This window comes from Bacillus sp. es.034 (assembly GCF_002563655.1).
In the GTDB taxonomy this organism is placed as follows: domain Bacteria; phylum Bacillota; class Bacilli; order Bacillales; family Bacillaceae_B; genus Rossellomorea.
In genome coordinates this window covers 1,240,810-1,254,150 of sequence record NZ_PDIY01000001.1, presented here as the reverse complement: position 1 = coordinate 1,254,150, position 13,341 = coordinate 1,240,810, and the positions used below count along the sequence as shown (strand labels likewise).

Here is a 13,341-nt window from a genome sequence, read left to right as displayed (position 1 = left end):
CTTCTCCCAATCTACCAATCATGAAAACCTCTTCCCTGAAATTTTTCTCATCAACCTGCAAAATTCTGTCCATTCTTTTGGGAACCGGTTGTCTCCCTGTTTTATTATCTTTCGGTCCCCCTGGTGGATTTCCACCCTCCAATGGGTACCATCAAGGACGCCCAGCTCTACGTACTTCGCTTTCCAGTTCAGTAAGTCCAGCCTCTTAAGCTCCGCTTTTAGATTGTCAGCCGTTTTCCTTCTTATCGATTTGCGAATCGCCGTTTCCCCATCTTCATTCTGTTGGTTCCACGAAAGCTGGAATTGATCCAACTGAATGTCAATCATGTATGAGTTACCGAAGAATCCTCCCACTGAAGCTTTCAGCCTACTAACCTTGTCATATTCCGCTTTAATGGCTTCCTCCCTATTCCACTGGTTTTCACAATGCTTACAATAAAATTCAGGGCCACCCACTAATGCATAACACCCGCCCAGCTTAAACTTTTCATTTTCCTGATTTGGATACGTAAGGGCTGGTTCACCGTAGAGAATCGGCAAAGTATCCTTACTACCGCAGGCCGGACACTTTTTAACGTTGATAGTCATTGATACTTCTCCTTTTTGTTTAAGGATTTCGCAAAATTCTCCTTTATTTTATTCGGTGGGCCTTCCGTTTTTTGAGGGGGGTAGGAAGCAACAGAACCGTCCCCACGTTTCCTAACTCTTCCGATACTTATCCTCAATAATCATATAATTTTCATGATTGATTTTATTCCACTCGGTCTTTTTATAGTTAAGTCCTTTGAGTATGTTATTGATCCAATCAGGATCATATTCCCTGAAGTATACGGATTTGGCCCACATTTTCATTTGCTGGTGTTCCGGGTGCCTCTCATCACGATAGGCTTTAAGAAATTCATAAAAACCATGCAACCCGCCTACATCTTCAGGGGGAGATGTCTCTTCTCCATCCAAGAGGGTTGGGTAACCAAAGTAGTAATCGTCGACAATCTCCTCAAGCTTAATGGTGAACTGCCAGCCATCACCGAAATCATAGGCATACCGGATCTCTCCATACTTCTCCAGATACTCATCGATCTTTAACCCAGTAGGTTTCCGCACTTCGATCTTCAGTCTTTCCAGGGCATTCTTTTCGAATTCAAACATTTCTGGTGGCACCGATTTTAGCCTTTCTTCATACGTGGCCTTGTTTTTCTTATAGTGCTGATGCTCAAGATAAGCTTCTTCATGGTCCGTGACAATCTTTTGATCTTTCGTGAGGTCGAATTATAGAGGTGATAACCTTCACTTGGATAACCGCTTTGGAAATTCGTCACGTTCTGAATGACGTCATGAAGCCTCCTATATGTCGCTCCCGCTGGCATGATGACTCTTCTCCATATCAACGGATCGGACTCTTCTAATTCGATTTTGACAATGTATGATTTCAATTCAGATTCCCTCCTATTTAAGAGTTTCATTTCAGAGAAGATGTAAACTTCTCCCCAAAGGAATAACCCTCCTTCATACCCCATAAATTTAAAGTATACGAAAGGAGCTGGTCCCCATGCTTGAATGGAGTGCTGTAATTGCAGCCGTCGCATTCACCATTCTCGTCGTCTATTTAATTATGACATTAAGAAAAGTAATGACAACACTGGCGGAAACGGAAAAGACGCTGTCTGATACGAGGAATGCCGTGAATGGCATCACAGGCGAGGCAGAAGAACTGATCCATACAGCCAACCAAATTTCCGATGATGTAAAAGGAAAAATGAAAGCCGTCGACCCATTAATCGAATCCGTACATGATGTGGGTGATATGTTGCACAATGTGACCAACTCGGTAAAAAGGACCGCATTACAAAAAAGTCCCCCGAAGACCATCCATACCCAGGAAAGGGATTCGATTCAGATTAAGTTGAAGTGAAGCAGGGGGACGGTTCTTCTGCTTCCTCTTTGAAATACGAGAAGAGGAAGCAAGGGAACCGTCCCCTTGCTTCCCCCTGCTTCCTATTTCAAATTATTAAAAGGATTCCCATCCGGGTTACTCCTTATATACCCGCCACCCTGTTCCAGTGGGGTGTCTATGGAGGAATTCCCATCTCCATCACGGAAATAGCCTTCTACCAGGGTTCCATCTTTCCGTATGTAAGGATCTACGTAGTGAGGTTCAACAAAGTGAACATTTTCTGAACCAAGATTTAGTGGCTTAAATTCAAATTGATGTGTGTACTTTAACGGATCTGAGTAGTGATAAATATCTTGACCATTCCCCGTATAGGAGCCTGCAGAACCCAGATCCACTGCATGATATGAGTTATCTGTATGAATTAACTCTGTGCCTGAACCAAAATCTTGATCGAATGTTGCAGATAGATCATTCGTATTGTTTTCCCATCCTGTCATGATAATGCCTCTTCCTTTCTCAACTCTTTTAGATAATGTTTCAATTCTTTTACTATTTCACTATGCGCATGGATGTGAGAAGCCTCTGTTTGGTTTCTCTCTGTTTCTTGTTTAAGTATCATTTGGTAGCTCGTTAACAAACGGCTGAATTCTTCTAGAGCGTTTCCTTTAATATCATCGATTCCCTTTCGAATATACTGGTTCAATTGATTTTTAAAATCATCAAGCAATACGTTAAGCTGATTATGGACCGCATATATAAGGTCGGGTTTAATAGTAGATAATTGCTTTTCGGCAATCTTTTGAGAAATGTATGGAAGTCCCGCCATTCCCACTACAGGAAGGAAGAACGGTCCTCCTAGCAATAGTGCAAGGGAACCGACCCCGCCCACCAACACACCCGCTTTCACATTGGCATTCCCGCTGCTGGCATTCAGAATGGGTATATCCCCTTTAAAGCGCAGACTTTCTCCTCTGTATGCCTGCACCTTTACCGCCTGCTGAAACGAACGGGACAGTCCTTCTGAAACTTCTTTCTCCAGCTTCACGAATAGTTGGTGAATGTGGTCACTGTATTGGTCAATCCATTGATTGAAATGAGAACGTATCGTGTGAGGGATTTGGCTTTCTACAAGGAACTTTACATCCGCTCCTTGAAAAAGATTGATCTTATGTTCGATATCTTCTTTCACTTTGTCTCCAAAGTATTGAAAGGATTTCCCGACCAAAAAATTTATTTCTTCTTCTCTTTCATAAAGGTAATGTTGTAATTGTTCCTCCCACTTCGAGCGGTTCCCGAACCAGTCCTCCACTTTTAGCAGCTGTTCCCTCAATTCTTCCAGGGAACTCTCTGCAAGTTCTTCCACTGTTTCGATTTCGCGAAGGATTACCTCATGTATGTCAGCAATCCTTGCCTGAAGTCGTTTTATCTTCTCTTGTTTTCTCGAGCTTGATTCGATCCTCTTCTTGATTTCAGCTTCAATCTCTTCTATCCCTGAATCTTGTATAAGCTCATGATCGTTGGTCAATTTACCTTGGAGTGCTTCTTTCGCTGATACCGGAAACACTTTATGACTGCTTACACCTGTAAGACCTTGAATCCGTCTTTCTGAGAATTCAATTACGTCATCCAGTTCATCTTCATCGATTTGATCCAAGAAATTCATCACAAAGATGGTCCGGTCAAATCCAATTTTCTTTATTCTATTTTCAATGAATTCCTGCTCTGATTTTTTTATGGCCGCTGTCAGTGAAGACATAAAGATGATCACATCTGCACGAGGCAGGAACTGATGGGTCACTTCTGCCCGTTGTTCACTTAAATCATTTACACCTGGAGTATCAATTAATATGATCCGTTCCTTTAATAATGGTACATCCAAAAATAATTTGATATATTTTACTTCCTCCGGATGAAAGTCTGAGGACGCCGTATATTTGTTTAATTCTTCAATAGAAACTTTTTGTTTCTCCACTTCTCCATTTTGTTTCACAATATGCATGTCATGTCCGCTTCCATGAAAAACCGCGTTAATCGTTGCAGTAGTAGGTGTCACATCTCTCGGCATGATGTCCTGCCCCAATAAGGCATTGACGAAAGTTGATTTCCCATGTTTAAATTCACCAACCACCATGATGGTATAGTAATCTTGTATCATATCTTCTTCCAATTCTTTTAAAGGCTTTACCTGTGAACTATTCGGTAATACGGATGTTAGCTTCATGGTCGTTTGGTCCACGACTTTTTTTAAATCTTCCAGGTCATTTCTCATAGTGCGCCAGCTCTTTCCATTGTTTTGGTCTGTAATGGTTGTAAAAGACGTGGGAGTTCTTTTTCAATCTGTGTTAATCTTGACTCTCGGTGATTAAGGATATCGATCATCTTGTGAATATCTTTTTCTTCTAATTGAGTCGTTTTGATCAACTGATTCAGCTGATGATTCATTTGTTGAATATTTTGACCGACGATCTCCTTGTATTGACTGCGAATCCCCTCACTCATATTGCTCCACTCTTTTTTGAAGGCCGTCATCTTTTTCTTTTTGGATGCCTCAAACTGTTCAATCAAATTTCGTTTAAACCTCGTTTTTTCATTCTCACCTGTGAGCCAGGACCATCCCGCTTTGAAGAGGAACGCCAATCCCCCGGCCACGGCAGTAACGACAAACCCTGCCCCGATGGCTACTTTCCCTAACAAACTATCACTCTTACTCCAAGCTTCGTCCAATTCTTCAAAAATCTCATCAAAAAGACTGTACGATTCTTTTTCGCTGCTCTCCACGAGAACCGGAAGGAGGGAGTCTTCATTTGTCCCACTTCCTAAGTTGAGTAATTCACCTTCCAATTTACCCCATTCCTGATTCAGCTCTTTTGACAGATGGTGAATACATGCTTTTGCTGTATCTGTCATTTTATTTTTCTTTTTAACATGAAGGGCTCTTTCCAATGGGGCAATCGTATTCTCAACTTTTCTGCTGATCTCATTTACGCTTAAGTAACGGTATTCTTCGAAAGTTTCCAGACCTTTCGAATAGATCCTCTCGGTTTCCTTTTGATACCAGTGGACAAGGTTCTGCTCTTCCTTTTTCAGTTCCATGTATAGTTTTTTCTGGGCTTCATTCCCGACCTCTTGGACTTTTGCCAACTTAGGTCTAAACTTTTCCACTTTTTCTTTAAGGCCGACTTTTTTTGTTCCCAAGGCATTTCGTTCAAGTGATATATGTTTGTCTTTAATCTCTTTAATCAACTTGGTCATCTGCTGAACAGGCTTTTGTAATTTAACGGCCCCTCTTTCATATTGAAGGAAATCCGCAAGACTGTTTTCGAGATCGATGAACCCCGTATCTTCAAGATTCCACACGGGAATCCGGCGTCCCCTTTTCGTCTCAAGTTTTTCCCCATTCTGTTCTCTCCTGGCATTTAAAGCCTGCTTGGCAGCTACCATATATATTTTCGGCTGCTGTAGAACTTCCTTCAGATGCCGATAAGCGAAATCCATTACTTTGCGTTCATCTTCTTTGCTCTCAAGCTGATCCTTGAAATTCACCACCACGAAGATTTTCTGGATATCATTGGCCAGCAGCCTGTCACGCAAGAAACTGAGCTCTGATTCAGATAAAATTTTCAAGGCAGATAGAATCAAGATAGCTGCATCTGATTTAGGTATGATATTATTTGTGATTTCTTCACGCGCCGGGTCCAAATCATTTGTTCCTGGCGTGTCGATGATTTCTACCCCATTTTCGGAAAAAGGCAATGGATGGGCAATTTCTGCATATTTAATCTTCTGGAGGAATTGGACTTGTTTCTCGTATTCTCTTTCGGTTTCTGTATCCCCCGGAATCGGTTCTTTAGGAGCGACAAGCTTAGCAAATACTTCTTCTGTCACCTTCCTTTGTGGTTCTTTGGAATGATGAAAGTGTAATGTAATCCCGGGTTCAGAACCATATACAATCTTGTTTAAGATGGTAGTAGTCGGTTTGGCTGAAGAAGGGAGGATCTTCTTACCCAGGAGTGCATTAATGAACGTTGATTTCCCCCTGGAGAACTCGCCTACCACAACGACCTGAAACCTTTCTTCCAACATATTCCTCTTAATATCCTTTAATTTGCGAAGCTCTATGTCTAATTTCATTTCATTCAATAGTTTTTGAAAATCATTCACTTGATCCAATAAGTGGGTCTGGGTCGTCTTGTAGGTGTTTAACGAAAATGTCATGGTTTGATCCTTTCTTATAGAGGCGTAGTTTTCATAATATTGAAATATGGCATATCCGCTATTTGGATACTTCCTTCCCCTGTCACATCAATGAGGAATTCAATTCTCACGTTCTTCTTCTCCCCGGGCTTATCCTGATAGTGATACTCGTCCTCGAGATGGACCGTCGCCAGGAATGTATCATTGTCTACTATGTCCATCGACTTCACTTCAAAGTCTAGGTTTCTCATGCTGATATTCTTCGCTATCGCCTTTGACAGATAGGCCTCCTCTTCCATATACCGGTCAGAATTCGGCTCATAGTAATGTTCGACATATGAAAAGCCTTTACTATTGAACGCTTCCTCATATTCACGATAATAATTAATGAGCATTTCCGTTACTTCTTCTCGTGTGGCATGAACGTAAGAGTCTGATTCTGACTCCGTATCATCTGATGAAGCTTCCTCTTCTTCGTCCTCCACGATTTCCTTTTGTGTATCCTGAATGATAATATCATCTATGACAAAATCATTGTCAGCCACAGCCTTTAACTTATACTCTTTTTTTCTTTCAAAATAGGTTTTGACACCTTTATCATTTACGAATGTAAACGTCTCAAAGCAATTTACAGTATACTGATTCTTATCCTCATACATGATATCAGTTACTTGGTTTTCCCCAGGTTCAAAGACATATCCCTTTCCTTCAAGAGACAGGAAATATTCCTGCATTTCCTGATATTCAACGGTACCCTGTGAAAAATACGGTTCAACATATGAAAAGTCTTCAGCATTCAACGCCTTCATGTACTCGCTTCGATAATCATCCATGAATGCATAAATGGATTCTTGATCCACTGCGAATTCATTGAACGATTCATCCTTCAGGGAATAGGTAATGCCGCTTACCTTGAGTTGATCTGAATCATACTCATCTTGTATCAGAGAGTATCGAACGCTGAAACTCCTCTCCGCTTCCTGCCAGGAATAGCGCTCGGTCGTTGTAACATAAATAGCGTCTGATGAATACTCCACGTCTTCACCCGTTATCTCTTCCAGAACACTATCAATTAGGACATCTTGAAAGGGAAGAAATTCCTCCCATCCCTCATCCGTGAAAAAGTCACTGTACAAGGTATCCAGAGAACCAGAGGGACTTTCCATTTCATTATGAAGAAGGGTTAGCAACTCTTGAACGTCCTCCCGATCAAATAACTCTTCAAGACCTCCACTGTCCTCAACCTCGTCGGATACCTGCTCTGCTGCCAAAGACTGATCATCATCTTCCATATAAGAAGAATCTTCATCCCATAACTCATCACTCGAAGTAGGTACAGATTGATGGAAAACAGTAAATGCAATAAAGGCAACAACGGCAAGGCCGACCATACGCCCAATCCACTTATTCCATCTCTCTCTAATAGCTCTCATGACTCCATCGGGATCGTGTTTAAGAGAAGGCACGGAATACATATGAAGGGGTGGAAGAAATCCACTCAACCATCCGGGTACAGTCAAGGGGCTGGACACCTCTCGTTTTAGATGCGGAAGGGATTGAAAGGAAGCATAAGTATTCCTGAATTCATGATACGGAAAGTCATCATGAAAGTCTTCTATATCTTCAAGCAACCGTTGGCTCTGGTTATAAGAAGGCATGGAAGTGATGGGATCTTCCTCAGTACTCATAAAAGGTTTCACCTCATCTATGAAGGACCTTATCCATGCAAAGAAATTAACGAGTTGATTAGTTCTATCTAACGTAACCTCTTGATAGGAAATCTTTATTTCATCTACCCGCTCATTCCAATCTGACATCCGCTTACTCACCTTGTTCACGGCTGTATCGATATCAGCTTGGATGACGGATTCAATCTTTTTATCAAGGGAGGAAAGGGCTTTGTCCAGTTCACGTCTTTCCTGTTTCATTTGTTTCGTTCTACTAGTGAATTTCTCTATCCGACGATTGAATTGATCCTGTCTGGCAGCGTACTTTTCAATTTTACCCACATTAAAATATCGGGATGTATAGAGCTTTGACCAGTCATCCTCCAGCACTTTTCTCTCTTCTACTAAACTCTCATATTCTTTTTGATGTGCTGAAATGCTTGATTGATAAGTATGTAGCTTCGGAACTACTTGATCTCCCCAATTCTTCTCAAGGTTCTTTCGTTTAGAGGAGTCTGTAAGATTCGATAAGATAGAATCTTTATATTTTTCCGGTGTAGTACTATTCTGAGCGGTTTTTAATATACTTAACCAGCTTTCCCTCAGTCGATCTGTTTTCTCTTGCTCGTTCTGTATTTGTTCCTTTTCTTTCATAAGCGATGGGTATAAGTAGGAGTGAAATTCCTTGATTTTAACAAAATTCTTCTGCAAGAAAAAAGTGGCCTTTTCTTCTAACAACACTTGATCCAGCATAGCAAGAGGCTCTTTCAATCTCTGAAACACCCGTTCTGCCTTTTGATCAGAGTGTCCCTTCAGGTTTTGGAACAGTTCCTCCACCTTCCCCCAATTGCTCCACTCCAACAGTTCTGGATCATTCTCCAGTTTACCTGTCAGCGCCTCTTTGGCAGATACTCCTATCAACTCATCGACCAATGGATATAATCGTCTATAGTTGAAATCCAAGAAACTCTCCAACTCATCCTCGTCATCATCCAATTGATCAATATGATTGACGAGCGCAATCGGTTTAATGTCATACTCTTGCAGCTTCTTCAGCCAATCAAGCTCAGTCGACGTACCGACATTCATTGAGTGGAATAACCAAATGGCGACATCTGCCCGCTTTAAGAACTGTTCCGTTGCCCTGGTATGATCTTTATGTAAGGAAGTTAATCCCGGACTATCCACAATCGTGAAGGTTTGGAGTATGGGAAAAGGCAAGTAGTATTCCACGAAAGCCAATTGGGTACGAATAAACTTGCTCTTCCCCTCTCTTTCAGCCGTGAGTTCCTCCAGCCAGGAAGGATCATATTCCTTTGTAGAACCATCAACGAAGTGGCCAACAACCTTCTTCTCTTCTCCATACTTAAGCTTTGTCACCATAGCCGTTTCAGGTGTAACACTTGAGGACAATACCTCTTCACCTAATAGGGCATTAATAAACGTCGTCTTACCCGACTTGAATTCACCAGCAATCATAACTATCAATTCATCGTCGATATCCGCTGAAATTCCAGTCAATTCCCTCTGTATCCCTATAAACTTCTCTTCATTTGAACTTAACCCGATCCAACGATTAATTCCTTCTCTAATCCCTTTTTTCCAATTCATAAAAGATTCTCTTTTCTGTATATATGATATCTTAAAATTATATCCTATTATGTAATATATTGTAACTGTTTAAGAAGCAAGGGGACGGTTCTTCCGCTTCCCTTTTTGTGGTATTGTTTAATCGCCAACCAAAACAATCCATAGAATAAACCTACTCTTTCATACGCTAACAATGTCATCAAATTCCTATTATAGTCGGTAGAAATATTCCAACCATCGCGATAGCGATGTATTCCTCCTACTCCTTCTCCCAAATGCCCCAAAAGGAAGCAAGAGAACCGTCCCCACGCTCCCCCCACGCTCCCAAAACAAAAAAACTTGAAACTTATTCATCCCATCCCCACTCTAATAATCAAAAAGGAGGCAAACAGTGAATGAACTTAGTCTTATCAGGAAGGCCATAAAGGGAAATAAAAAGTGCCTTCAGGAGCTTCTTATATTGCATAGTGATCAGTTGTACCGCACGGCGTTCTTGTATGTCAGAAATCGTGAAGACGCCCTGGATGTGGTTCAGGAGGCATCTTACAAAGCGTTTAAGTCAATCGGCAATTTGAAAAATGAGAAATACTTCTTAACCTGGCTAACGAGGATCCTGATCCATTGTTCTTATGAGGTATTAAATAAAAAGAAGAAAGAAATTCCTCTAGACATTGTAAAAGAGAGAACCGTTGATCGAGCGGAACAAGAAATCGAGAGTCTGGACCTAATAGATGCCGTCAACCAGCTAAATGAAAAACATAAAGACGCGATTATTCTTTTCTACTTTCAGGATCTCCCAATAACTGAAGTGGCCAAAATCATGAACATACCAGAAAATTCGGTGAAAACCTATCTGAGCAGAGGGAAAGAAAGATTGAAAAAATTGTTAGGAGGAATGAACCACAATGGAGAAAAACTCATTTCAAGAAGCATATGAAAAGATTGAAGTGCCCCAGGAGGATGTTTTAAAATCCATCCAGAACGGCATGAACCGGGCTGAGTCCGAACCACATAAAACGAAAAAGAAAACCGCTATATGGTCGTCCGTAGCAGCTGCATCCCTTCTCGTTTCTTCCAGCTTCCTTTCTCCTTCTCTGTCCCATGTTATGGCGGATGTCCCTTTACTCGGGAAGGTCTATGAAACCTTCAACGATTCCGTTGGAAGGAGCTTGCAATCAAAAGAACTGATATCGGAACTCAATCAAACCGCCAGCAGTAAAGGGATCGATGTCTCGATTACCAACGCCTATTATGACGGAGCGGTTGTAGGAGTTACGTTTAAAGCAAATGGGAAGATGAATACAGAGGAAAAAACTGGTGAGGTCGCTGGGTTTTATGAGATTTTTGATGGAGATCAAGGAATTTCAGATAGTAAAGAACTCGTTCATATGGAAAAGACAGATGATGGCTATATCGGTCATCTCCAACTAAGTTATCCAAAATCGGAATTGCCATCAGACACCACCATCCCCCTTGAATTCAAAACGATTGGCGGGAAAGAAGGAAACTGGAGGTTCGATGTCCCAATTAAACAGCTGCCTTATGAAACCCTCACTCTAGATAAAAATAGCAGTGAAAACCTGTCAGGTGTGAACGTTCATTTTGACTCGATCATCCTTGGGAAAGCATCGACCGCCATTAACTACACGGCAACATTTCCGGCTCAAGGAAAACATGATCAAGTGCGCCTGGAAGTCTATGATGACAAAGGAAATGAAATGAACCTTTCCATGGATGGTATTGACTTGGAAACGACGAAAAATGGGGACCAATACATGGTTAAAGGAAGAAGCATCCTTCCACAATCGGTACAAGGGAAAACAAAGTATCTGGAGATTCACCCGAAAGTAGCCCTAAACGAAACGGATCAATATGTTCCACTGAATGCGTCAACCCCTATCCAAGTGAAGGCAGCTAGACAAAATCTGGCTGTTACGATTGAAAATATTACAGTCGATGATCAAACCCTTGCCGTCGACTTCCAATGGAATAACGGTGATGCCATGAACAAAGACTTTAGCTTCTTTAAAGATTTCGCCCAAAATAATATCAGCTTAGTGAAGGAAGCAGAAAAGGAAATCTATGAAGAGCCTATCAAACACTCCGTCAAAACCACCCAAAAGGATGAATTACGATTCAGAAGTACATTTGATATCAGTAAAATAGATGGTTTCAGCCTGAACAATTACGTCTTAAGAGCTGAACTAGGCTCGTTAAGTGCCAATATTCCTGTTGAATTAGATGAAGTTAAGATTGATTTAGAGTGAAGCATGGGGAAGGTTTTTCAGCCTCCCCCTTTTAAATGCCGGAAAAGGAAGCGTCCCCTCGCTTCCCTTAAACATTCGTTTACCTTTCCAAACCCTTCTATCTCAACGCTGCCACAATCTAACCAAACGTTTGTTTAACTCCCCGTGGAGCAAAGGGACGGTTCTTCTGCTTCCGAAGATATCCCTTAAAGAAGCAACAGAACCGTCCCCCTGCTTCCATTCATTTCACATGATGACACCCGCCCCACGCTCCCGAAACACTTCAAGCTCCGCCATCAACTTCGCCTTCTCCACTTCAAAATCTTCGTCAAACGATTCATCCGGTGCTTCCACAATCCCCTCTTCCGTAAACCAACCCGGCAGCAGCTCCGTCCGTATCGGTTTCCGTCCAGCACTGCGTGAGGGTTTGTTAAACATTTTCTCAACCATACCCTGATTCTCCTTCTCCCGCGCATCCTCCACATCCTCCACCTGCAGCAGCTCCCACTTCACAAGGATCGCATTCACATAACCCTGCTCAACCGCTCTCTTCATGGCTTCCACAACAAGACTGTCCGAAAGCCTTTCACACCAGGATTTGATTTCCCCCTGCATATAAGACCCCAACCGGCCAAATTCATTTTCTTTAAAAAAAGTAACCGGACACTCGCATGCGCGCTGTTGTTGTTCATTCTTTTCTGAAGGATTCTTTGAAGTACTCTCTGTATACGTCCCCCCATCCACCTTAGGAGCCCCTTCCACGTGACGTAACTGGTCTTCATTTAAAACGGACGGGCTGGTACGTTCCAACGTAACTGGTAGGCAAATGGAAACGAGCTCCGTGACATTACACCGCTCGTCCAACACCCGTTTTACATTCTCTGCCACCGGCTGCACATACATCACATTACTTAAAATAATACTGGATGACGAGATTGTCCTGAACTCACGCACAAGCAAATGATGCTCCACAAGAAAATCAATCGCATCCTTCACCTGACGCTTCGTAAAACCATATGTATCCGTAAAAGCTTGATAGCTTTTCTGCAGCATATCCCCCTTGAATTTCGTCCTCGCCCCCGTGATCATCCCGCTCTCATCCCAGATCATCGTCGGCCGGTACCAATACACAATATCCGCAAGTAGAGAAAGAAGCAGGGGGACGGTTCTGCTGCTTCCAAACAAAAAAAGAAGCACGAGAACCGTCCCCATGCTTCCATTACCTCTCCCTCCTATAAGCACTAACCCCAACCTCCTCAACCGCCCAATCACGTCCTTGTTTCGTTAAGTAAATGTTAGCAGTTCCCTCATATATAGCTTCTATTCCAGTTTGTTTATTATTCTCGATGATTTCAAACGTCACTTTCACAATCTCAGGTCTATCCGGGTCATCACTAATAATGGTATTCGGACTCTCTAGGTCTTTCTTTCGAGGATATTCAAAAAAGTATCGAAGCTTCTTTTGGTCTTCCTTTGAGATTCCTTCGACTTTCTCGTTTTCTTTAAGGTCCTCGATCATATTCGTTACTACCCTTTCCGGTGTTTGGTTTACCCTATTAAATACAAAATACAGCGTTGCTACTCCCACTAGAATGATAGCTATGATGAGCAACGGCTTTTGGTTTAGATTCAATCGTCACACCCCTTTCCAAATTTCCTATCCGAACAATTACCCGTCTGTCTTACCATTCCACGAATTTAAATCTTGAGTGAATCCAAGGGTGGAACACGCTAACAGTTGTAGTAAGAT

The 13,341-nt window shown here is 42.0% G+C and carries 12 protein-coding genes; 3 read left to right on the top strand and 9 right to left on the bottom strand.

Going from position 1 to position 13,341, the window contains the following annotated elements; translation table 11 throughout:
• Positions 1-18 precede the first annotated feature (18 nt).
• From ATG71_RS06410 to ATG71_RS23660, 3 genes are all read right to left on the bottom strand, one after another.
• Positions 19-588: a hypothetical protein gene (locus ATG71_RS06410; RefSeq protein ID WP_098438917.1), complete on the bottom strand. Its 570-nt coding sequence runs from the start codon at positions 586-588 to the stop codon at positions 19-21.
• 111 nt (positions 589-699) lie between these two features.
• Positions 700-1,149, bottom strand: a complete 450-nt coding sequence (locus ATG71_RS23665) for a plasmid pRiA4b ORF-3 family protein (RefSeq protein ID WP_286162932.1) — start codon at positions 1,147-1,149, stop codon at positions 700-702.
• Between the two features lie 17 nt (positions 1,150-1,166).
• Positions 1,167-1,433, bottom strand: a complete 267-nt coding sequence (locus ATG71_RS23660; RefSeq protein WP_286162931.1) for an IS1096 element passenger TnpR family protein — start codon at positions 1,431-1,433, stop codon at positions 1,167-1,169.
• A gap of 116 nt (positions 1,434-1,549) precedes the next feature.
• Between ATG71_RS23660 and ATG71_RS06400 the strand changes: the two genes are divergently transcribed.
• Entirely contained in the window at positions 1,550-1,912 is a 363-nt protein-coding gene (locus ATG71_RS06400; RefSeq protein ID WP_098438916.1) for a DUF948 domain-containing protein, read from the top strand.
• Between the two features lie 83 nt (positions 1,913-1,995).
• Here ATG71_RS06400 and ATG71_RS06395 read toward each other — a convergent pair whose 3' ends face one another.
• The 4 genes from ATG71_RS06395 to ATG71_RS06380 are packed head-to-tail and all read right to left on the bottom strand — an operon-like array spanning position 1,996 to position 9,366.
• Positions 1,996-2,391 (bottom strand): hypothetical protein, encoded by a 396-nt coding sequence (locus ATG71_RS06395; protein WP_098438915.1) that lies wholly within the window; start codon positions 2,389-2,391, stop codon positions 1,996-1,998.
• The gene (locus ATG71_RS06390) at positions 2,388-4,163 is read right to left on the bottom strand and encodes a dynamin family protein (RefSeq protein WP_098438914.1); all 1,776 of its coding nucleotides are present in this window, start codon (positions 4,161-4,163) and stop codon (positions 2,388-2,390) included. Before ATG71_RS06390 ends, ATG71_RS06395 begins: the two co-directional genes overlap by 4 nt.
• Positions 4,160-6,109, bottom strand: a complete 1,950-nt coding sequence (locus ATG71_RS06385) for a dynamin family protein (protein WP_098438913.1) — start codon at positions 6,107-6,109, stop codon at positions 4,160-4,162. Before ATG71_RS06385 ends, ATG71_RS06390 begins: the two co-directional genes overlap by 4 nt.
• A 14-nt stretch (positions 6,110-6,123) precedes the next feature.
• Positions 6,124-9,366: a dynamin family protein gene (locus ATG71_RS06380; RefSeq protein ID WP_098438912.1), complete on the bottom strand. Its 3,243-nt coding sequence runs from the start codon at positions 9,364-9,366 to the stop codon at positions 6,124-6,126.
• 370 nt (positions 9,367-9,736) lie between these two features.
• Between ATG71_RS06380 and ATG71_RS06375 the strand changes: the two genes are divergently transcribed.
• Positions 9,737-10,282, top strand: a complete 546-nt coding sequence (locus ATG71_RS06375; protein WP_098438911.1) for a sigma-70 family RNA polymerase sigma factor — start codon at positions 9,737-9,739, stop codon at positions 10,280-10,282.
• On the top strand, positions 10,251-11,612 hold the full coding sequence (locus ATG71_RS06370) for a DUF4179 domain-containing protein (protein ID WP_098438910.1): 1,362 nt from the start codon (positions 10,251-10,253) through the stop codon (positions 11,610-11,612). The genes ATG71_RS06375 and ATG71_RS06370 overlap by 32 nt, the downstream gene beginning before the upstream one ends.
• Before the next feature lie 225 nt (positions 11,613-11,837).
• On the opposite strand, the gene ATG71_RS06365 is transcribed toward ATG71_RS06370, so the two are convergent.
• Positions 11,838-12,833: a DnaD domain-containing protein gene (locus ATG71_RS06365; RefSeq protein WP_098438909.1), complete on the bottom strand. Its 996-nt coding sequence runs from the start codon at positions 12,831-12,833 to the stop codon at positions 11,838-11,840.
• Positions 12,811-13,224 (bottom strand): hypothetical protein, encoded by a 414-nt coding sequence (locus ATG71_RS06360; RefSeq protein WP_098438908.1) that lies wholly within the window; start codon positions 13,222-13,224, stop codon positions 12,811-12,813. The genes ATG71_RS06365 and ATG71_RS06360 overlap by 23 nt, the downstream gene beginning before the upstream one ends.
• Between the last annotated feature and the right edge of the window lie 117 nt (positions 13,225-13,341).